Here is a 20,097-nt window from a genome sequence, read left to right as displayed (position 1 = left end):
GCCGTTTTTACCAAAATTCGTCAATAACCGAGCCGGGTCGGCAGCCACAGCGCCAGTTGCGGGAACGCAATGACCAGCACCATGACGAGGAACATGGCCAGCAGCATCCAGCCCACCCAGCGCACGGTGGATTCCATGCGCACGCCGGCAATGCGGCACGACACCATCAGGTTGACGGCCAGCGGCGGGGTGAACTGGCCCAGCGCCACCTTGAGCGTGAGGATCACGCCGAACCACACCGGGTCCCAGTGGTAGTGCTGCATGATGGGCAGCAGCAGCGGCACGAAGATCAAGAAGATCGAAATGCCATCAAGGAACATGCCCACGGTGACCAGCAGTACGATGAGCAGTGCCAGCACGCCGTATTCGCCCAGGCCCGAGTTCACGATGGCGTTGGCCACGGGGTCGATCACGCCCAGGGTGGAGAGTGAATAGGCAAAGATGCCCGCCAGCGACACCACGATGAGGATCACCGCTGACAGCTCGCCCGATTCGCGCAGGATGGGGAACAGGTCGCGCACCGTGATGGTGCGGTACACCACCATGCCGACGAACAGGCCGTAAAACACCGCCACCACGGCCGCCTCGGTGGGCGTGAACCAGCCGGCGCGCATGCCGCCCAGGATCAGCACCGGCGCGGCCAGGCCCCACAGGGCTTCGCGCAGGCTCTTCCAAAAGGGCGGGCGGGGCATGGTGGCTTCAAGCGCGCCCATCTTGTGCCTGCGCGCCATCCACACGGCGGGCACGATCAGCGCGATGCCGGCCAGAATGCCGGGGATCATGCCCGCAGCAAACAGCGCAGGCACCGAGGCGCCGGGCACCAGCACCGAGTAGATGATGAACGCGACCGACGGCGGGATCAGGATGTCGGTGGCCGCTGCGGCCCCCACCACGCTGGCCGAGAACGAGGGTGGATAACCCGCGCGCGACATGGCTGCAATCATCACGCCGCCCACAGCCGCCGCATTGGCCGGGCCCGAGCCCGAGATGCCGCCCAGGAACATGGCCACGGCAATGGCCACCAGCGGCAGCATGCCGGGGCCGCGCCCCACGATGGCCACGGCGAAGTTGACGAGGCGCAGCGCCACGCCCGAGCGGTCAAAAATCGAGCCCACGAGCACGAACATCGGAATCGCCAGCAGCGGGTATTTGCCCAGTCCGGCGTAGAAGTTCTGCGGCACGGCCAGCAGCCCAAACCACTGGCTGTCGGCATTGGCCAGCGCGATGGCGGCGGCGCCGGCCAGGCCCAGGGCGGCGCCAATCGGCACGCCCACCAACATCATGGCCAGGAAGGCCACGAACAGCAGGGTGGCGATCATGCTGGGAAGTCTCCGTGGTGGTTTGCTGACGGCGTCTGGCGGCCCCGGCGGATGAACAGGCCGATGGCGCGCGCGGCGATCAGCGCCGAGATCACGGGCAGCCAGATCGAATACCACCACTGGGGCAGGCCGATGCCCGGCGAGGTCTCGCCAAAGCGGTAGTCGTCCCACACCACGCGCACGCTCAGCACGGCGATCAGGCCGAACAGCAGGGCCACCATGAGCGCGCCAAACCGCGCCAGCAGCTTGCGCCGGGCCATCGATCCGCCTTCGGCAAAGTATTCGATGCGGATGTGCTGGTCGCGCGCCACGGCGGCCGAACCTGCCACCAGCGCCAGCACGATCATCAGGAAGACCGAGATTTCTTCGGTCCATGCAAACGAGGAATTGGTGAAGTAGCGCACCAGCACGTTGGCGAAGGTGATGAGGGCCAGCGCTGCCATCACGATCACCGTGAGCCAGTCTTCGATGCGCAGCGAGCGGGGGGCGTTGTCTTCAGGCGCCAGGGACGGCGGGGCGACGGAATCCGTCGACCCGGTAGGGAAGGAGGGAGGCATGGGGGCAGGGTCTCAGGGAAACAAACATGGCGAATGCTGTCGCTCTGCCCGGCAGTGTTGTGCACCAGGGGCCTTGGACGGGGACGGCGCTGTGCGCGCCGCCGCACATTATGGGGTGTGTTGCGGTGCGCGCCCGCTTTTGCGTGGCCCGACGGCGACGCCAGCACGCGCGGATAATGCGGCGATGGAAACCAAGTGGCTTGAGGATTTTGTCAGCCTGGCGGAGACGCGCAGCTTCAGCCGCTCTGCCCAGCTGAGGCATGTGACGCAACCGGCCTTTTCGCGCCGCATTCAGGCACTGGAGGCGTGGGCCGGAACCGATCTGGTCGATCGCAGTTCTTACCCCACGCGCCTGACACCGGCGGGCAAGACGCTGTACGACCAGGCGTTGGAGATGCTGCAGGCCCTGCAGAACACGCGCGCCATGCTGCGCGCGCACACCAGCGCCAGTCGCGACATGATCGAGTTTGCGGTGCCGCACACGCTGGCGTTCACGTTTTTCCCGGCCTGGGTTTCAAACCTGCACGAGAAATTCGGCCCCTTCAAAAGCCGCCTCATTGCGCTCAATGTGCACGATGCGGTGATGCGTCTGGTGGAAGGGGGCTGCGACCTGATGATCGCCTACCACCACGCGTCGCAGCCATTTCAGCTGGACACCGACCGCTACGAGATGGTCAACCTGGGGCAGGAGGTTTTGTCGCCCTACAGCAAGCCCGATGCCGACGGGCAGCCGCTGTTTCGCCTGCCCGGCCGCGCGGGCCAGCCGTTGCCCTATCTGGGTTACGCGCCCGGGGCCTATCTGGGGCGCATGACCGAACTCATCCTCAAAGAGTCGGGCACCGCGATTCACCTGGAGCGGGTTTATGAAACCGACATGGCCGAAGGCCTCAAGGCCATGGCATTGGAGGGCCACGGTGTGGCGTTTCTCCCGCACAGCGCCGTCAAGAAGGATGTGCGCGCGCGCAAGCTGGTGAGCGCGGAATCGGCGGACCCGTCTGGCCTGCAGATCGTGATGGATGTGCGCGCCTACCGCGAGAAGCCCGGCGCCAAAGAAGCACCGAAAGGCACGGCGCAAGCCCTGTGGACCTATCTGCAGGGCGTGGGCTCCAGCCAGGGGGCGATGCGGATATGAACCCTGTTCTTGGTTGCTCGGGTATTTGGCATGGAGGGTTCTCTGGGCAGGCATTGATAGCCGGCGTGCACGCGGTGGTGTGCAGGTCTCAGCTGTGCTGTGGCACGAAGGTTGCTATATAAATTTTAGGTATTCGCAGGAGCGTGGCATGGCCAGTGGTCGTCTCATGAATGGGGCCAACCCTGTTGCCTGCAGAACCCGTCGGTCAGTCGTTTGCGGCGCGGCGCCTGAAAGCACCCTGCCGGATTGGCGCCGTGGTGAACAGAATGGCAGGTAAACCCGCTGTTCCGGACGGTGCGACTCGCTCACAATGCGGGTGTTGGAAAGTCTCTAGAATTTCATTTTTGCTTGATAGAAGGAACTGGATATGAAAAAGCACATTTTCGCGATGGCCGTGGTTGCACTGGCTGCCGGTAGCGCCTTCGCGCAGGCTAACGATACCCTGGCCAAAATCAAGTCGTCGGGCGGCATCACGCTGGGCGTGCGCGAATCGTCGGGCCTGTCGTACACGCTGGGCAACGGCAAATACGTGGGCTTTCATACCGAAATGGCCGAGCGCATCGTCTCCGACCTGCGCAAGCAGTTGGGCCTGACCGCGCTGGAAACCAAGTACCAGCCTGTCACCTCGCAAAACCGCATTCCGCTGGTGACCAATGGCACGGTGGACCTGGAGTGCGGCTCCACCACCAACAACGCCACGCGCCAGAAGGATGTGGCCTTTGCGGTGACCACTTATGTGGAAGAAGTGCGCATTGCCGTCAAGGCGAATTCGGGCATTGCAGCGATCAAGGACCTCAACGGCAAGAGCGTGGCCACCACCACGGGCACAACGTCGGTGCAGACCCTGCGCAAGAACGAGCGCGCCGGCGGCATCGACTTCAAGGAGGTCTATGGCAAGGACCACGCCGACAGCTTCTTGCTGCTCGAAACCGGCCGTGCCGATGCGTTCGTGATGGATGGCTCCATTCTGGCCGCCAACATCTCCAAGGCCAAGAACCCGGCCGACTTCAAGATCGTGGGCGAAGTGCTGTCGGTCGAGCCGATTGCCTGCATGCTGCGCAAGGACGACCCGGCCTTCAAGAAGGCAGTGGACGACAGCATCAAGCGCCAGATTGCCGACGGCTCGCTGACCAAGCTGTACGACAAGTGGTTCATGCAACCCGTGCCGCCGACCAACATCAAGGTTGGCTTGCCGCTGTCGGATGCCACCAAGGCCGCCTGGGCCAACCCCAACGACAAGCCCATGGAAGACTACGCCAAGAAGTAATCTCCCAGGATTGAACCGCCCCTTCGGACCGCGGGTTTGAAGGGGCTTTTTTGTTGGACGCCGCCCGCGGTGCCCAATAAATTCCGTTTGAAGAAGGAACCAACCTATGAGCTGGGATTGGCAGGTGTTCTGCGAAGACACCCTGGAGCGGCAGGCGGTGCAGGGCTGCTTTGGCAAGGGCGGCGACATCACTTACCTGGACTGGATGCTGTCGGCCTGGGGCTGGACCGTATCGGTTTCGTTGTGTGCGCTGGTGCTGGCACTGGTGCTGGGATCGTTCATCGGCACGCTGCGCACGCTGCAAGGGCGGCCCGTGGTGGTGCGGCTGGGCAATGCCTGGGTGGAACTGTTTCGCAACATTCCGCTGCTGGTGCAGATTTTTTTGTGGTACCACGTCGTGCCCACCATGTTCCCCGCCATGCAGGCCGTGCCGGGCTTCGTGCTGGTGGTGCTGGCGCTGGGTTTCTTTACCTCGGCGCGGATTGCCGAACAGGTGCGCTCGGGCATCCAGGCGCTGCCGCGCGGCCAGCGGTACGCCGGCATGGCCATGGGGTTCACCACCTTCCAGACCTACCGCTATGTGCTGCTGCCCATGGCGTTTCGCATCATCATTCCGCCGCTGACCAGCGAGACGATGAACATCTTCAAGAACTCGTCCGTGGCGTTTGCCGTGTCGGTGGCTGAACTCACCATGTTTGCCATGCAGGCGCAGGAAGAGACCTCGCGCGGCATCGAGGTCTATCTGGCCGTCACGGCCTGCTACATCGTCTCGGCATTTGCCATCAACCGCATCATGGCGTTCATCGAGAAGCGGGCGCGCATCCCCGGGATGGTGTTGGCCGGTGGCGCGGGTGGGGGGCACTGACATGAACCTCAGCCTTGATTTTTCCTTCTACAACTGGGACCTGATCTCCAACTTCGTGCTCAAGGGGCTGTATTTCAGCCTCATGCTCACGCTGGTGGCCACCATTGGCGGCGTGATCTTCGGCACCGTGCTGGCGCTCATGCGCCTGTCGGGCAAGAAGTGGCTTGCGGCGCCCGCCACCGTCTATGTCAACGGCATGCGCAGCATTCCGCTGGTCATGGTGATTTTGTGGTTCTTCCTGCTGGTGCCGGCCATCATCGGCCGGCCCATCGGTGCCGAGGTGTCCGCGGTGATCACCTTCATTGCCTTTGAAGCCGCCTATTTCAGCGAAATCATGCGTGCTGGCATCCAGTCGGTGCCACGGGGGCAGGTGTTTGCCGGCCAGGCCTTGGGAATGACCTACAGCCAGAACATGAAGCTGGTGGTGCTGCCGCAGGCGTTTCGCAACATGCTGCCGGTGCTGCTGACGCAGACCATCATCCTGTTCCAGGACACCTCGCTGGTCTATGCCATCGGCGCCTACGACATGCTCAAGGGCTTTGAAGTGGCCGGCAAGAACTTTGGCCGCCCCATCGAGGCCTATCTGGCGGCGGCCGTGCTGTATTTCGTGATGTGCTACGCCCTCTCGTGGATGGTCAAGCGCCTGCACCAGAAGATCGCAATTATTCGCTGATGCGCAAGAGATTGAGGAACAAGTTAATGATCGAACTCAAAAACGTATCCAAGTGGTATGGCCCCGTGCAGGTGCTGACCGATTGCTCCACCACCATCCAGAAAGGCGAGGTGGTGGTGGTGTGCGGTCCCTCGGGTTCCGGCAAGTCCACGCTGATCAAGACCATCAACGCGTTGGAGCCCTTTCAGAAGGGCGAGATCTATGTGGATGGCGTGGCCGTGCACGACCCCAAGACCGACCTACCCAAGCTGCGCAGCCGCGTGGGCATGGTGTTCCAGCACTTCGAGCTGTTTCCCCACCTGTCGGTGACGGACAACCTGACCATCGCGCAGATCAAGGTGCTGGGCCGCAGTGCAGATGACGCCAAGAAGCGCGGCCTCAAGATGCTGGAGCGCGTGGGCCTGATGGCGCACAAGGACAAGTTCCCGGGTCAGCTCTCGGGCGGGCAGCAGCAGCGCGTGGCCATTGCGCGCGCCCTGAGCATGGACCCCATCGTGATGCTGTTCGACGAGCCCACCTCGGCGCTGGACCCAGAAATGGTCGGCGAAGTGCTGGACGTGATGGTCGGCCTGGCCAACGAAGGCATGACCATGATGTGCGTGACCCACGAAATGGGCTTTGCCCGCAAGGTCAGCAACCGCGTGATCTTCATGGATGTGGGCGGCAAGATCCTGGAAGACTGCTCCAAGGACTCCTTCTTCGGCCACCCCGAGGCCCGCCAGCCACGCACCAAGGACTTTCTCAACAAGATCCTGCAGCACTGAGCACGCAGCACTGAGCACGCAGCGCTGGCGAATGCCCGATGGCGGGGCAGTGATGGGACAATGGCGGCCATGACTGCCGCCCCAGACACCCTCACCATCACCCGCCCCGACGACTGGCACCTGCATGTGCGCGACGGCGAGCCCCTGCACACCGTCGTGCCGCACACCGCCGCCCAGTTCGGCCGCGCGATCATCATGCCCAACCTGCGCCCGCCCGTGACCACGGCGCAGCAGGCGCTGGATTACAAGGCGCGCATCCTGGCCGCTGTGCCCGCAGGCATGGGCTTCGAGCCGCTGATGACGCTGTACCTCACCGACAAGCTGCCGCCCGAAGAAATCGTGCGTGCGAAGGCGGCCGGCGTGGTGGCCTGCAAGCTCTACCCCGCAGGCGCCACCACCAACAGCGACGCGGGCGTGACCGACCTGCGCAAGATCTACCCCACGCTCGAAGCCATGCAGAAGGCCGGCATGCTGCTCCTGGTGCATGGTGAAGTGACCAGCAGCGACATCGACCTGTTCGACCGTGAGGCCGCGTTCATCGAGCAGCAGCTCATCCCGCTGCGCCGCGACTTCCCCGAGCTGAAAATCGTTTTCGAGCACATCACCACCCAGGATGCCGCCGACTACGTGCGCGAAGCCGACCGCTTCACCGCCGCCACCATCACGGCGCACCACCTGCTGTACAACCGCAACGCCATCTTTACCGGCGGCATCCGCCCGCACTACTACTGCCTGCCCGTGCTCAAGCGCGAAACCCACCGCGTGGCCCTGGTGCAGGCCGCCACCAGCGGGTCGCCCAAGTTCTTTCTGGGCACCGACAGCGCGCCGCACCCCGCGCACCTCAAGGAACACGCTACCGGTTGCGCGGGTTGCTACACCGCGCACGCCGCCATCGAGATGTATGCCGAGGCGTTCGACAACGCGGGTGCGCTGGACCAGCTCGAAGGCTTTGCCAGCTTCCACGGCCCCGACTTCTACAGCCTGCCGCGCAACACCGGCACCATCACCCTGCGCCGCGAAAGCTGGACGCCGCCAGACAGCTTCGCCTTCGGCGAGGCCGAGCTCAAGCCCTTGCGCGCGGGCGAAGCGCTGCCGTGGCGGCTGGTGAAATGAGCCTGCAGCAGGAGCCGCGCAAGACGGCGACGGCCAGGAACATGGCCGTTTTCATTGATGCGGACAACCTGAACGATGCGACGGCGTTGGATCATGTTCTGACGGACTTGCGCCATCGCGCAGAAAGAGTGCTCTACAAACGCGCCTACGGCCGTGTTGACAGCCTCAAGGGCATCGAATCGGTGCTGTGGCGCCATGGCGTGCGCCCGGTCAGCAACATGATCGTGAACAAGGTCACCACGGACAGCGCCTTGGTGATTGATGCGGTAGAGGCAGTTTGCACCCAGGACATCGATACGGTGGCCATCTGTTCCGGCGATGCGGACTTTGTCCCCTTGGCTACCTATGTCAGAGAGCGTGGTTGTCATGTTCTTTGTTTCAGTCTCTCCAACAAAATCTTTGCGAACCCCGAGAGCTTCTATGACGAAGTGACCCTGCTGGAGGTGGTTGACAAGCCGCAGGGTTTGGCAGCTTCGGAGGTTGTATCTCCCGCTGGTGCTGCGACTCCTCAACGCTCTGTGGTGGATGTCGCAGAGGTCGCCCACGCTGCGGTGGGTGCATCAACGGTGGAGACCCGGCTTGAACCGTTGCAGCTATCGATCCAGGAGATGGTCGATCAGGTGCTCAAAGCGTTCCCTTCACTCAACAGCGGCCAAAGCCAGCATCTCAGCCAGGTGGTGGCCGTGTTGCGCCAGCACGGCATCCTGGGCAAAACCACGAAGACGTCAGCGTGGTTTGCGAAGCTTGGCGCCTTCTTCCAATTGACACCTGCGCAGAAGCCCAATCAGATCGCGTATAGCCCCGGTGCTCAAGTGCATAAAGCCGCTATCGCTCCCGCAAGCACGGTCTCAAGCTTGCCCGCGACGCCAGTCCCGCACATGGTCCAGCGGGTGTTGAAGGCGGTGCCGGATCTGAGAGACGGGCCGCAGATGCTCAGCCAGGTAGTTCCCGTTTTGCGTCAAAAAGCCATTCTTGGGAAAACGACCAAGTCAACGATTTTTTTTGGTCAGTGGGCTGCTCATTTCAAGCTCTCACCCAAGGGGCAGCCAACGCAAGTCACTTACATGGCGCCTCGGTCCAGCCAAGAGACTGTTCGTGTCCCCCAGTGACGGGAGCCGGTGGATGGTGGGTGTTGATTGGGATGCCCCCTGGCTGGATGCCATCCGCAATCAGGGTGTGAGTGTTCAACGCGAGGTGCTAGAAGGAAAGACCACGGCGCAGGCCCTGAACGCCATCTCCACGGCGCTCATTCGCTTCGTCCCCCACACCGACCTGCCCGATGGCATCGCCTACGAGCAGTTCATCTTCGACACCGGCCGCGTGCCCACGCGTGACAACCTGCATGACTTTTTCAACGGCTTGGTCTGGCAGCAGTTTCCGCAAACCAAGCAGCGGCTGAATCAGTTGCAGGCGCAGGCCATTGCCGCCGATGGCGTGCAGGCGGTGCGAGGGCCGCTGCGTGATGCGCTCACCGTGTTCGACGAAAACGGCGCCCTGCTCAGCGCTCCGCCTGCGCTCTGGGCGGCGCTGCGGGCGCGGGACTGGCGGCGGCTGTTTGTCGACCTGCGGCCGCTGTGGCGCGAGGCCCGGCTGGTGTTGTTCGGCCATGCGCTGCTGGAAAAGCTGGTTTTTCCACGAAAACCCATCACAGCGCATGTGTATCAAGCGCAAGCAGCTATTGATTCGGTAGCATCGCTCGATGCCTGGCTGGCGCAGTCGCTGCAACCCGAGCGCCTGGTGACCAAGCCGTTTGTGCCATTGCCCGTGCTGGGGATACCCGGCTGGTGGCCCGGAAACGAGAACTTTTCCTTCTATGATGACTCCCTCGTCTTTCGCAGCGCGCCCCGCAAAAGCAATCACACCATGGGATCTGCCGTGCTGTGACACCGGCTTGAAGGAGCGCGCGGCCACCCCCATGTGTGCCGCTCAAGGCTTCTAGGGCCAGACAACCCCGCCTCTCTGTGGAGAACCCATGAAACGTATTATTTTGTTCCTCTTGACCAACGTGGCCGTGGTGGCCGTGCTGGGTGTTGTTGCCAGCCTGCTGGGCGTCAACCGCTACCTCACGGCCAACGGGCTGAATCTGGGCGCGCTGCTGGGCTTTGCCTTTGTCATGGGGTTTGGCGGCGCCATCATCTCGCTGCTGATCAGCAAGCCCATGGCCAAGTGGAGCGCGGGCGTGCAGATCATCGAGCAGCCGCGCAATGCCGATGAAGCCTGGATCGTTGAAACCGTGCGCAAGCTGGCCGAGAAGGCCGGCATTGGCATGCCCGAGGTCGGCATCTTCGAGGGCGATCCCAACGCCTTCGCCACGGGTGCGTTCAAGAACTCGGCGCTGGTGGCCGTCTCGACGGGCCTGCTGCAAGGCATGACGCGCGAGGAGGTGGAGGCCGTGATCGGCCACGAGGTGGCGCACATCGCCAATGGCGACATGGTCACCATGACGCTGATCCAGGGCGTGATGAACACCTTCGTGGTGTTCCTGTCGCGCGTGATCGGCTACGCGGTGGACAGCTTCCTCAACAAGAACAACGAGAACCGCTCGGGCCCAGGCATCGGCTATATGGTCACCACCGTGGTGCTCGATATCGTGCTGGGCTTTGTGGCTGCCATCATCGTGGCCTGGTTTTCGCGCCAGCGCGAGTTCCGCGCCGACGCCGGTGCCGCCCAGCTCATGGGCCGCCGCCAGCCCATGATCAACGCCTTGGCCCGCCTGGGTGGCATGCACCCCGCCGAGCTGCCCAAGAGCATGGCGGCCATGGGCATTGCCGGTGGCATCGGCAAGCTGTTCAGCACCCATCCGCCGATTGAAGAGCGCATTGCCGCGCTGCAGAACGCACAGCAGCAAGGCTGATCGGGTTCCCTTTTCGGCCCTTCCCAAGGGAAGGCCGCTGCAGCGCTTTGCGCTGCAGCGGCCTTTTTATTGCCAGTTGGGCAGGCAGATCTTGCGGAGATTTAAGAGGGTGTAACTTTTTGTCGATAAGCTGGGGACTGCCTGCAACCCAATGCCGCGTAGCGTCGCGCCCAGGTTTTTGTTGACTTTTATTCTCTTAAGAACGCTTTATGTCCATCTCTCACGCACGTGTTGCGGTCCGCCTGGCCCTGGCCTTTGGTGTTGTCTGTCTGGTCATGTCGCTGTCAGCGGCCATAGGCATTTGGCGGCTGGCTGACTTGCAGGACATTGCCGATGACCTGGGCGGTGCCTCGTCCGAGCGCGCGTTGTTGGCGCGCGAGTTGCACGCTATCGTGGTGCTTAGCTCAGTGCGCGCCGAAACCCTGCTGGAAATCGACAACCCCACCTATGCCGCACGCATCGATGCAGACCGCAAAGTCACGTCGGCCCGATCCTCTGAAGTGCGCAAGCGGCTGGATGCACTGGCGGCAGACCCGCAATCCCAGGCACTGTTCGATGCCATTGACAAGTCGGGCAACGGCTTCCGTGCAGTGCGTGACGACCTCGTCAAGCGCCGCAAGGCGGGCGAAGCCCTGCCGCCAGACGCCATTGCCAACCAGCTACGGCCTGCAGCCGACGCCTATGCTGCATCGGTGAACAAGCTGGCCGAGTACCAGCGCCAGCGCGTGGCCGAGGCCCGCGAGGCTGCAGCCCGCAGCGAAAGCCAGGGCATCACGCTGCTGGCGGCGGGCTCGCTGGTGGGGCTGCTGCTGAGTCTGGCCTGCGCCTGGTTGCTGTCTCGCTCCATCCTGCAGCCTCTGGCCCATGCGTCCGAGGTGACCGACCGCATTGCCGAAGGCGACCTCACATCCCCCGTGCAGCAGCCGAAGGCGGGCAGCCGTGACGAATTGCAGGCCCTGCTGGCACGCCTGGGTGGTATGCAGGCACGGCTGGCCGAACTGGTGGTGGGCATGCGCCAGGCCAGCACTTCGGTGGCCGGCGCCAGCAGCGAGATCGCTGCGGGCAATAGCGACCTGTCGGCGCGCACCGAGCAGACGGCGTCCAACCTGGAAGAGATCGCCGCCAGCATGGAAGAACTGCTGGCCACTGTGCGTCACAGTGCCGACGCCGCCGCGCAGGCCAGCCACCTGGCCACGGGCGCGAGCGATGTGGCCCGCCGGGGCCGCGAGGCGGTGGACCGCGTGGTGGGCACTATGGACGGCATCGCGCTGTCGTCGCGCCGCATTGCCGACATCACGAGCGTGATCGACGGCATTGCGTTCCAGACCAACATTCTCGCGCTCAATGCGGCGGTGGAAGCTGCCCGTGCGGGTGAACAGGGCCGTGGTTTTGCTGTTGTGGCCAGCGAGGTGCGCAGCCTGGCCCAGCGCTCGGCCACCGCGGCCAAGGAGATTGGTGGCCTGATCGGCGACAGTGTGCGCCAGGTCGATGAAGGCGCGAAGCTGGTGCATGCCGCGGGCGACACCATGGGCGAGATTGTCGATTCCGTCCAGCAGGTGGCCACCATCATTGGCGAGATCAGTACGGCGGCCCGTGAGCAGACCACCGGCCTGAGCCAGGTGGGCGAGGCGGTCTCGCAGCTCGACCAGATGACTCAGCAGAATGCGGCGCTCGTGGAGGAGTCTTCGGCCGCTGCCCAGGGCCTGCGCGCGCAGGCGCAGCAACTGGCGGAGATGGTGGATGCGTTCCGGTTGCCTGCTGCAGCGGGCGGCGTGAGAGCGCTGCATTAAAGCCCGGGATTGTTGATGGACGCGGGGCTTTGCCCGCAGCCCCGGCGCCCTGCATTGAGGCGCAGGGTTAGCGCACCATGAGGCCCATCCAGGGCCAGTAGGTCAGCGCAAAAATCACCAGCAGCACCGAGCCCACCACCGTGATCATGAAGCCGGTGCGCACAAAATCACGGGCCTCGAAGGTGTCGGTGCCGTAGGCAATCATGTTCTGTGGCGCGTTCACCGGCAGGATGAAGCCGAAGCTCACCACGAACTGCAAAATCATGGTCATGCCCACGATGTTGATGCCCGGCGTCTGCACGGTGGACAGCACGCTGATGATGATGGGAATCATGGTGGACGCCAGCGCCGTGGCACTGGCAAAGCCCAGGTGGATGACGATCAGAAAGCCCGACAGCAGCATCAGGATGGCGAATGCCGAGGCCATCTGCAGGCCCAGGTTGGTCACGATGAGTTGCGCCAGCCAGCCAGCGGCCTTGGTCTGCAGCAGGGCCGAACCCACGCTGATGCCCACGGCAAACAGCACCACGGTGCCCCAGGGGAAGCCCTTTTGCGACTGCTTCCAGTCCATCACGCCGATGCGCGGAAACAGCATCAGCGCCACGGCTGCGATGGTGGTGGAGGTGGTGTCAAAGCTGTGCAGCACCTTTTCGGTGGACCAGAACCCCAGCAGCGCCAGCACGATGGCCAGCAGCTTCCACTGGTTCACCGTCATGGGGCCCAGCTCCTGCAATTGCTTGCGGATGGTTTCCTGGCCCCCGGCAATCTCGTGCATTTCGGGCTTCATCATGCGGGTCATGATGAAGAACAGCGCCACCGTCAGCAGCGCGGCAAAAGGCGCTGCGGCCACGAACCATTCGCCCCAGGTGATCTGCGCGCCCAGCTGTTTTTCGATGAAGCCGATGGCCACCATGTTCTGTGCGGCGGCGGTCTTGATGCCCACGTTCCAGATGCTGGCGGTCTGCGCCGTGGTGATCACCAGCAGGCCGGCGAAGCGGCTTTTTCGGTCCACATTGAAGGCCAGCACAAAGCCCATCATGATGGGCATCAGGCAGGCCACGCGGGCGGTGGTGCTGGGCACGATGAACGACAGCAAAAAGCCCACGATCATGGCGCCAATGACGATGTGGTGCGTCTTGGCCCCCACCTTGGAAAGCACCGTGAGCGCGATGCGCCGGTCCAGCCCGGTGGCCGTCATGGCCGAGGCAATGAAGCACGCCGCCGCCACCAATGCCACGGCACTGTTGGCAAAACCCGAGAGCGCCAGGCTGAGCGAAGCCCCGGTGCCCATGGCGGTGGTCATGCCCGGCTTGGCGGCGCTGGGCGCGTAGGCCAGCAAAAAGAGCATCAAGGCGCCAATGACCACGGCGCTGACCGAATAGTCGAGCGCCTCGGTCATCCACACGATCACGGCAAACGCCAGAATGGCCAGCATGTAGTGCCCGGCCAGCGGCAAGTCGGCAGGGGTGGGCAGCAGCAACACGGCCACCATGGCCGCCAGAGCCGCCCACAGCCCAAAACGTTTGATCAGCCCCGCTGGCGCGGGGGGCGATGCGGGAAGGGGTGTTGCGAGCGGTGCGGTCATGGGTGGGTCCTGTTGCGTGGCAACCTTGCCACCTGCAGTGTGCCGCCCCGGTGCGTCTGCGGTTTGATGGATGTCAAGAAACGCGGCGGCCCCGCGGTGGCCGCGCCGCTTGCGAAACCGCCGTTGTCAGGCCGCCGCGCCCAGCAGGCTGCGTGCCACGGCCTCGCCCACCTTGATGCCGTCCACGCCCGCCGAAAGAATGCCTCCGGCGTAGCCTGCACCTTCGCCGGCGGGGTACAGGCCGGCGGTGTTGGGGCTTTGCAGGTGGTCGCCGCGGTCGATGCGCAGCGGCGCCGACGTGCGCGTCTCCACGCCGGTGAGCACGGCGTCGGGCATGTCAAAGCCCTTGATCTTGCGGCCGAACACGGGCAGGGCCTCGCGCATGGCTGCGATGGCGTAGCCGGGCAGTGCGCCCTGCAGATCGCCCAGCGTCACGCCGGGTTGGTAGGACGGCTGCACGCTGCCCAACTCTTTCGATGGCCGGCCGGCGATGAAATCGCCCACCAGCTGGCCGGGCGCGCTGTAATTGCTGCCGCCGAGCACATAGGCGCCCGATTCCAGCTGGCGTTGCAGCACGATGCCCGCCAGCGGGTGGTGCTGGCCGGCGGCCAGGGCCTCGACGCCGTGCGTGGCGCCCAGCGTGGCTTCGTAGGCCGCAGGGTCGCGCGGATAGTCGCGCGGATCGATGCCCACCACCATGCCGGCATTGGCATTGCGCTCGTTGCGCGAATACTGGCTCATGCCGTTGGTGACCACGCGGCCCGGCTCGCTGGTGGCGGCCACCACGGTGCCGCCGGGGCACATGCAAAAGCTGTACACGGCCCGGCCATTGGCGGCGTGGTGCACCAGCTTGTAGTCGGCCGCGCCCAGCAGCGGGTGGCCGGCGTGGCGGCCCCAGCGGGCGCGGTCGATCACGCCCTGCGGGTGCTCGATGCGAAAGCCGATGGAAAACGGCTTGGCCTCCATCTGCACACCCCGCTCGTACAGCATGGCAAAAGTGTCGCGCGCGCTGTGGCCCAGCGCCATCACCACATGGGAGGCAGCGAGCGCGGTGGTTTCGCCCGTCGCCTGGTTCAGCACCGTCAGGCCGCGCAGGTGGCGGCCTTTTGCACCTTCTTCCACGATCACGTCCGTCACGCGCTGCTCGAAGCGGATCTCGCCGCCCAGCGCGATGATCTGCGCGCGCAGGCTCTCCACCACCTTCACCAGTTTGAAGGTGCCGATGTGCGGATGCGCCACGTACAGGATTTCTTCGGGCGCACCGGCCTTGACGAACTCGGCCATCACCTTGCGGCCCAGGTGGCGCGGGTCCTTGATCTGGCTGTAAAGCTTGCCGTCGCTGAACGTGCCCGCGCCGCCTTCGCCAAACTGCACATTGCTTTCGGGGTGGAGCTCGCGCTTGCGCCACAGGCCCCAGGTGTCCTGGGTGCGTTCGCGCACGTTCTTGCCGCGCTCCAGCACGATGGGTTTGAAACCCATCTGCGCCAGCACCAGTGCCGCGAAGATGCCGCAGGGCCCAAAGCCCACCACCACCGGGCGCAGGGGCAGATGGGCCGGGGCCTGGCCCACGGGCTGCCAGGCCATGTCGGGCGTGGGCTGGATGTGCGGGTTGCCTGCGAATTGGTCGAGCAGGGCGGCTTCCTGCGCGGGGTCGGCAAGTGCGATATCGACGATGTACACCGCCAGCAGATCGGCTTTGCGCGCGTCAAAGCTGCGCTTGAAAACCTGCAGCGTGGCAATGCCGGCGGCATCGGCCAGGCCCAGCGCCTGCGCGGCGAGTGCGCGCAGGGCGGCTTCGGGCTGGGTGTCGGGGTTGGGGTCGGACGGCAGCGCAGACAGCGGCAACCGGATTTCAGAAAGGCGGATCATGGTCTTGCGGCCCGTGGTTATCGGGCGAAGGGCAATGCAGGGGAGGGGAGGGGGATTTTACCGGCCGCATCCAACGGCCTTTTCTCGGTTAAGCCGGCAAAAAGCCTTCCACCGACAGATAGCGCTCGCCCGTGTCGTAGTTGAAGCCCAGCACGCGGCTGCCCGCGGGCAGTTCGGGCAGTTTTTGCGCAATGGCGGCCAGCGTGGCGCCGCTGGAGATGCCCACCAGCATGCCTTCCTCGCGGGCGCTGCGGCGGGCGTATTCGCGGGCCGGCTCGGCATCGACCTGGATCACGCCATCCAGCAGGCTGGTGTCCAGGTTCTTGGGGATGAAGCCCGCGCCAATGCCCTGGATGGGGTGGGGCGCGGGCTGGCCGCCGCTGATGACGGGCGATTGCGTGGGCTCCACGGCAAACACCTTCAGCTGCGGGAACTTGGCTTTCAGCACCCGCGCCACGCCCGTGATGTGCCCGCCGGTGCCCACGCCGGTGACCAGCACGTCCAGCCCGTCGGGGAAGTCGGCCAGGATTTCTTGCGCCGTGGTGCGCACATGCACGTCGATGTTGGCCGGGTTCTCGAACTGCTGCGGAATCCACGCCCCGGGCGTCTGGGCCTTGAGCTCCTCGGCACGGGCGATGGCGCCCTTCATGCCTTTTTCGCGCGGCGTCAGGTCAAAGCTGGCGCCATAGGCCAGCATCAGGCGGCGGCGCTCGATGCTCATGCTGTCGGGCATCACCAAAACCAGCTTGTAGCCCTTGACGGCCGCCACCATGGCCAGGCCCACGCCGGTGTTGCCGCTGGTGGGCTCGATGATGGTGCCGCCGGGTTTCAGGGCGCCGGATTTTTCGGCGTCTTCCACCATGGCCAGCGCGATGCGGTCCTTGATCGAGCCGCCGGGGTTGCTGCGCTCGGACTTGATCCACACGCTGGCGCCCGGGCCAAACAGGCGGTTGATGCGCACATGCGGGGTGTTGCCGATGGTTTGCAGGACGTTGTCGGTTTTCATGGGGAGTCTCCTGAAAAAAGAGGGGGTGTCCGCGCATTCTGGACCAGTTGATCGCTCATTCGGAGCATATGGATATGCCGATCGGGGGATAATCGCCCCCGTGAAGCGCGCCAGACCGCCGCTGGTGCAATCTGGGAAACCAGGCACTGGAGGAACGTCCGGACTGCACAGGACAGCGTAGCAGCTAACGGCTGCCCACCGTGAGGTGAGGATCAGAGCAACAGAGACGAGTTTGGGAGTGGAGCAACCCTTGGGTGTTCTGTGGGTCGCCGGCGCAAGCCGGTGCCGAATGGCGGAAGCCAGTCGGTTCTCGGCGTAAGCCGAGAAAGCCCACAGCCACCTTGGGCGCTCCGCGCCCAAGGTGAAACGGGCAATCTCTACGCGCAGCAATACCAAGTAGGCCAGCGTTGATGTGGTTCCGCAGAGCTGGCGGGTAGGTAGCATCGAGCCGTGGTGGCGACACCCGGCCCAGAGTAATGGCGGTCACGCCGCTGGCCTTCGCAAGAGGGCCAGTGGTGCACAGAATCCGGCTTATCGGCGCGCTTCACACTTTTCATGAAAACAGGCGCTGGCGCTTATCCAGAAAGCGCTGATAGCTATCGTATGGATAGCGTCATGCCCTGCTAAAACCGCTCCCACGGCTGCAGATAGCGCCACTGCCCCTCGGGCACCTTGGCCAGCGGCACGCGGCCGATGCGGATGCGCTTCATGGCCACCACCGACAGGCCCACGGCCTCGCACATGGCGGGCACCTGCCCGGGGCGGATGCCCTTCAGGGCAAAGCGCAGCTTGGTTTCGCTCTGCCAGCTCACCTTGATGGGCGGCAGCGGGCGGCCGTTGAACGACAGGCCGTGGCACAGGCGCTGCAGGCCGTTGGGCGCGATGTCGCCCTTCACCTCGACGATGCACTCCTGCTCCAGCGATTCGATGTCTTCGGCCAGCTTGCGAGCGATGCGCTTGTCTTGCGTGTAGACCACCAGGCCGCTGGCCTCGGTGGGCAGCGGCGTGAAGCATTCGAGCTGCTTGAAATGGCGCTGCAGCACGCGGATGCCCGAGGCGTCTTCGGCCAGGTGGGATGCGGCATTGAGCAGGGTGAGCGCCTGTTGCGCGCCCTGGCTGCGGCTGGCGTGGGCCGCTTGCCCTGTGGGTGCGCCTGGCAGTCCCAGGCCGGCTTCAAACCCCGCTGGCTTGTGCAGCAGCAAGGTCACCGGGGTCAGCTCCAGCAGGCTGGCATCGGGCGCCACCGTCACGGCCTGGTCGGGGCGCACGCGGGCGCCGGGGGCTTCCACCACCTGGCCGTCCACGCTGACAAAGCCGCCTTCGATGAACTGCTCGGCCGTGCTGCGCGAGCAGTTCAGTTGTTCGGCCACGCGCTTGGCCAGGCGGATGTGGGTGGGGTCGGGGTTTTTGTCGGTCATATAGGAAATAAGGTGAGCATTCGCCGGATGCGGTTCGATGGTGCAGTGGCCTGATTGTCGGCGGAGCTTTTTGAAACCGGCGCTGCCTTCACGCCAGTGCCACCGTGGAGCCGGCTTTGCCGGTCCACCGGTGGCGTCCCCTGGGGGAAGGCGCGCAGCGCCTCAGGGGGTCAGTTGTTCCCGGGCTGCAGCGCGCGAATACGCTCCACATGCGCCAGCAGCGAGCGCTGGGCCACGGGCCACAGGCGCGGCGGCACGTCGTCATAGGCGTGCTGCACCCACTCTTGAATGCTGCCATCGGGCAGCGCCTGCAGGGCGGCCAGCACCTTGGCCTCGCGCGCCAGGCGGTGGGCTTTGAGCTGGGCGATGGCGCTGCGCGCCCCATGCACCGGGCCTCCCAGCACATAGCCATGCGCGGGCAGGATGAACTCCACGCCGTGTTCGGCGCAGGCGGCATCGAGCTGGTCGAGCGAATCGAGGTAGTCGGCCATGTTGCCGTCAGGCGGGTCGATCACGGTGGTGCTGCCGTTCAGGATGTGGTCGCCGCTGAACAGCAGGCCGTCTTCCTGCAGCAGCAGGCACAGGTGGTTGGCCGCGTGGCCGGGGGTGTGGATGATCTGCAGGGTATGGGTGATTTTGCCATCTAGCCCTTGTCCAATAAGCACAAGTAGCTCATTATTTTGTAGCGAACGGTCGGGCGTGAACTGGCTGGCGGCGCGGGCCGTGGGGGCCGATGGCAGGCCCAGGATGGGCGGCCTGGGTTTGCCCGCCTGCACGCACAGCGCCTGCAACGGCGCGGCGCCGGGCGAGTGGTCGGGGTGCGAGTGGGTGCACACGATCATGCTGATGTCGCCCCCGGCGGCGCGCCAGAGTTTGTCCAGGTGCTCGGCATCGGCCGGGCCGGGGTCGATGGCGATGAAGCCGGTAGCCGGGTCGCCCACCAGGTAGCTGTTGGTGCCGGGGCCGGTCATCACGCCGGGGTTGGGCGCGGTCAGGCGCTGCACGTTTTTGAGCAGCGGCACGGGGCGTTCGGTCTGCCAGTCGAGCGGGTGCACGATCTGCCCGTCGGGGCAGACTAGCGCCAGCTCGCCAAACGGCGCTTCGTCTTCCATGTAGCGCGCTTCCTTGCCCGCCAGCAGGCCTGCGCGCGGGCAGCTGACCCACAGCGGCTGTTCGTGCGCCACAGCATCCAGCACCGCCTGGGTGCTGGCGAACTTTGCCAGGCGTTGCAGCGTGCGGATGGTCGGGAAGATCATGAAGAATTGCCCCGCCTCATGCCGCGCCAGCGCGTCGGCTGGGCGCACCCACACGGGCTCGAACTGTTCGGTCTCGTCGGCCACGGGCTCCTGGCCCTCGGGCATGCGGGCCACGAGGAAGGGCACCTCGAAGCGGCGCGCCAGGTCGCGGTCGGCCGTCCAGTGGGCCAGCAGGTACACGCTGTCGGCCGCCAGGCGCAGGCCGCGTGCGCTGCACTGCGCGGCAAACGGCTGGTGGCGGTCGATGGCGGCGATGTCTTGCGCATCGGCCATCTGTCCTGTGCGGGGGGCGTGGGCATGGCGCGCCAGCAGCACGCCCAGCTCTTCAAAACTCTCGCGGATGGCGGCAATCGCCTGGGTGAGGTGCAAGTCGTCCTGTGCGGGGCGGCGGTCGGCGGCGGCGTGCGATTCGGGCGACGCGTCGAGCGCATCAATGCCGCCGCCGGGGAACACATAGGCGCCGGGGGCAAAACTCGCGTTGGGCGAGCGCCGGGTCATCAGCACCTCCAGCGCCCCATCGCCCGCTGCATCGCGCAGCAGCAGCACGGTGGCGGCAAGGCGGGTGGCAACGGGTTCGCGGTGGGGGTGGAGTTGTTGGCTGATGCGGGGCATCAGGCCATTATCGGGTT

17 protein-coding genes and 1 other RNA gene are annotated in these 20,097 nt (G+C 64.9%); 11 read left to right on the top strand and 7 right to left on the bottom strand.

The annotated features are described in order from the left end of the window. Positions 1 to 20: 20 nt before the first annotated feature. Positions 21 to 1,319 (bottom strand): TRAP transporter large permease, encoded by a 1,299-nt coding sequence (locus CCX87_RS15535; protein WP_087747609.1) that lies wholly within the window; start codon positions 1,317 to 1,319, stop codon positions 21 to 23. Continuing rightward, complete coding sequence (locus CCX87_RS15530; protein ID WP_087747608.1) at positions 1,316 to 1,876, bottom strand: TRAP transporter small permease; 561 nt, start codon at positions 1,874 to 1,876, stop codon at positions 1,316 to 1,318. Before CCX87_RS15530 ends, CCX87_RS15535 begins: the two co-directional genes overlap by 4 nt. 184 nt (positions 1,877 to 2,060) lie before the next feature. Here CCX87_RS15530 and CCX87_RS15525 point away from each other — a divergent pair, with 184 nt between their 5' ends. The 10 genes from CCX87_RS15525 (at position 2,061) to CCX87_RS15480 (ending at position 12,334) form a co-directional block, all read left to right on the top strand. Next, positions 2,061 to 3,008, top strand: a complete 948-nt coding sequence (locus CCX87_RS15525) for a LysR family transcriptional regulator (protein ID WP_087747607.1) — start codon at positions 2,061 to 2,063, stop codon at positions 3,006 to 3,008. A gap of 367 nt (positions 3,009 to 3,375) precedes the next feature. Beyond that, positions 3,376 to 4,275, top strand: a complete 900-nt coding sequence (locus tag CCX87_RS15520; RefSeq protein WP_087747606.1) for a transporter substrate-binding domain-containing protein — start codon at positions 3,376 to 3,378, stop codon at positions 4,273 to 4,275. Between the two features lie 106 nt (positions 4,276 to 4,381). Next, positions 4,382 to 5,140, top strand: a complete 759-nt coding sequence (locus CCX87_RS15515) for an amino acid ABC transporter permease (protein ID WP_087747605.1) — start codon at positions 4,382 to 4,384, stop codon at positions 5,138 to 5,140. A 1-nt stretch (position 5,141) separates the two neighbouring features. Beyond that, a complete protein-coding gene (locus tag CCX87_RS15510; protein WP_087747604.1) occupies positions 5,142 to 5,813 on the top strand; it encodes an amino acid ABC transporter permease in 672 nt (223 codons plus the stop codon). 26 nt (positions 5,814 to 5,839) lie between these two features. After that, a complete protein-coding gene (locus tag CCX87_RS15505; RefSeq protein WP_087747603.1) occupies positions 5,840 to 6,577 on the top strand; it encodes an amino acid ABC transporter ATP-binding protein in 738 nt (245 codons plus the stop codon). Positions 6,578 to 6,646: 69 nt separating this feature from the next. After that, positions 6,647 to 7,690 (top strand): dihydroorotase, encoded by a 1,044-nt coding sequence (gene pyrC, locus CCX87_RS15500; RefSeq protein WP_087748402.1) that lies wholly within the window; start codon positions 6,647 to 6,649, stop codon positions 7,688 to 7,690. Further along, complete coding sequence (locus tag CCX87_RS15495; RefSeq protein ID WP_087747602.1) at positions 7,687 to 8,799, top strand: NYN domain-containing protein; 1,113 nt, start codon at positions 7,687 to 7,689, stop codon at positions 8,797 to 8,799. The genes pyrC and CCX87_RS15495 overlap by 4 nt, the downstream gene beginning before the upstream one ends. 13 nt (positions 8,800 to 8,812) lie before the next feature. Then, entirely contained in the window at positions 8,813 to 9,574 is a 762-nt protein-coding gene (locus CCX87_RS15490) for a DUF3025 domain-containing protein (RefSeq protein WP_087747601.1), read from the top strand. An 88-nt stretch (positions 9,575 to 9,662) separates the two neighbouring features. Further along, the gene (gene htpX / locus CCX87_RS15485; RefSeq protein WP_087747600.1) at positions 9,663 to 10,544 is read left to right on the top strand and encodes a protease HtpX; all 882 of its coding nucleotides are present in this window, start codon (positions 9,663 to 9,665) and stop codon (positions 10,542 to 10,544) included. Positions 10,545 to 10,753: 209 nt separating this feature from the next. After that, a complete protein-coding gene (locus tag CCX87_RS15480; RefSeq protein WP_087747599.1) occupies positions 10,754 to 12,334 on the top strand; it encodes a methyl-accepting chemotaxis protein in 1,581 nt (526 codons plus the stop codon). 67 nt (positions 12,335 to 12,401) lie between these two features. Here the strand turns inward: CCX87_RS15480 and CCX87_RS15475 are convergent, their stop codons facing one another. From CCX87_RS15475 to cysK, 3 genes are all read right to left on the bottom strand, one after another. After that, positions 12,402 to 13,919 carry a DASS family sodium-coupled anion symporter gene (locus CCX87_RS15475; RefSeq protein WP_087747598.1) on the bottom strand — a complete coding sequence of 506 codons (1,518 nt, stop codon included), beginning with the start codon at positions 13,917 to 13,919 and terminating at the stop codon, positions 12,402 to 12,404. A gap of 126 nt (positions 13,920 to 14,045) precedes the next feature. Beyond that, complete coding sequence (locus CCX87_RS15470) at positions 14,046 to 15,788, bottom strand: NAD(P)/FAD-dependent oxidoreductase (protein ID WP_087747597.1); 1,743 nt, start codon at positions 15,786 to 15,788, stop codon at positions 14,046 to 14,048. 88 nt (positions 15,789 to 15,876) lie between these two features. Next, positions 15,877 to 16,794 carry a cysteine synthase A gene (gene cysK, locus CCX87_RS15465; protein WP_087747596.1) on the bottom strand — a complete coding sequence of 306 codons (918 nt, stop codon included), beginning with the start codon at positions 16,792 to 16,794 and terminating at the stop codon, positions 15,877 to 15,879. Positions 16,795 to 16,896: 102 nt separating this feature from the next. On the opposite strand from cysK, the gene rnpB reads away from it, so the two are divergent. Next, an RNA gene (gene rnpB / locus CCX87_RS15460) (RNase P RNA component class A) lies at positions 16,897 to 17,344 on the top strand. Positions 17,345 to 17,417: 73 nt separating this feature from the next. Here rnpB and CCX87_RS15455 read toward each other — a convergent pair. Further along, a complete protein-coding gene (locus CCX87_RS15455; RefSeq protein WP_087747595.1) occupies positions 17,418 to 18,212 on the bottom strand; it encodes an rRNA pseudouridine synthase in 795 nt (264 codons plus the stop codon). Between the two features lie 170 nt (positions 18,213 to 18,382). Then, on the bottom strand, positions 18,383 to 20,080 hold the full coding sequence (locus CCX87_RS15450; protein ID WP_087747594.1) for an MBL fold metallo-hydrolase: 1,698 nt from the start codon (positions 20,078 to 20,080) through the stop codon (positions 18,383 to 18,385). Positions 20,081 to 20,097: the final 17 nt, after the last annotated feature.

The organism is Acidovorax sp. T1 (genome assembly GCF_002176815.1).
Lineage (GTDB): Bacteria > Pseudomonadota > Gammaproteobacteria > Burkholderiales > Burkholderiaceae_C > Acidovorax.
The sequence above is the reverse complement of the archived record's forward strand: the minus strand, read 5'-3'. Positions and strand labels throughout refer to the sequence as shown.

Excerpts from the sequence above, each read along its gene's own strand:
- CCX87_RS15510 (WP_087747604.1), top strand. The coding sequence starts at position 5,142 with ATGAACCTCAGCCTTGATTTTTCCTTCTACAACTGGGACCTGATCTCC.
- CCX87_RS15520 (WP_087747606.1), top strand. The coding sequence starts at position 3,376 with ATGAAAAAGCACATTTTCGCGATGGCCGTGGTTGCACTGGCTGCCGGT.
- CCX87_RS15530 (WP_087747608.1), bottom strand. The coding sequence starts at position 1,876 with ATGCCTCCCTCCTTCCCTACCGGGTCGACGGATTCCGTCGCCCCGCCG.
- CCX87_RS15505 (WP_087747603.1), top strand. The coding sequence starts at position 5,840 with ATGATCGAACTCAAAAACGTATCCAAGTGGTATGGCCCCGTGCAGGTG.
- CCX87_RS15535 (WP_087747609.1), bottom strand. The coding sequence starts at position 1,319 with ATGATCGCCACCCTGCTGTTCGTGGCCTTCCTGGCCATGATGTTGGTG.
- CCX87_RS15525 (WP_087747607.1), top strand. The coding sequence starts at position 2,061 with ATGGAAACCAAGTGGCTTGAGGATTTTGTCAGCCTGGCGGAGACGCGC.
- CCX87_RS15475 (WP_087747598.1), bottom strand. The coding sequence starts at position 13,919 with ATGACCGCACCGCTCGCAACACCCCTTCCCGCATCGCCCCCCGCGCCA.
- CCX87_RS15450 (WP_087747594.1), bottom strand. The coding sequence starts at position 20,080 with ATGCCCCGCATCAGCCAACAACTCCACCCCCACCGCGAACCCGTTGCC.
- CCX87_RS15470 (WP_087747597.1), bottom strand. The coding sequence starts at position 15,788 with ATGATCCGCCTTTCTGAAATCCGGTTGCCGCTGTCTGCGCTGCCGTCC.
- cysK (WP_087747596.1), bottom strand. The coding sequence starts at position 16,794 with ATGAAAACCGACAACGTCCTGCAAACCATCGGCAACACCCCGCATGTG.
- CCX87_RS15455 (WP_087747595.1), bottom strand. The coding sequence starts at position 18,212 with ATGACCGACAAAAACCCCGACCCCACCCACATCCGCCTGGCCAAGCGC.
- CCX87_RS15495 (WP_087747602.1), top strand. The coding sequence starts at position 7,687 with ATGAGCCTGCAGCAGGAGCCGCGCAAGACGGCGACGGCCAGGAACATG.
- CCX87_RS15480 (WP_087747599.1), top strand. The coding sequence starts at position 10,754 with ATGTCCATCTCTCACGCACGTGTTGCGGTCCGCCTGGCCCTGGCCTTT.
- htpX (WP_087747600.1), top strand. The coding sequence starts at position 9,663 with ATGAAACGTATTATTTTGTTCCTCTTGACCAACGTGGCCGTGGTGGCC.
- CCX87_RS15515 (WP_087747605.1), top strand. The coding sequence starts at position 4,382 with ATGAGCTGGGATTGGCAGGTGTTCTGCGAAGACACCCTGGAGCGGCAG.
- pyrC (WP_087748402.1), top strand. The coding sequence starts at position 6,647 with ATGACTGCCGCCCCAGACACCCTCACCATCACCCGCCCCGACGACTGG.
- CCX87_RS15490 (WP_087747601.1), top strand. The coding sequence starts at position 8,813 with ATGGTGGGTGTTGATTGGGATGCCCCCTGGCTGGATGCCATCCGCAAT.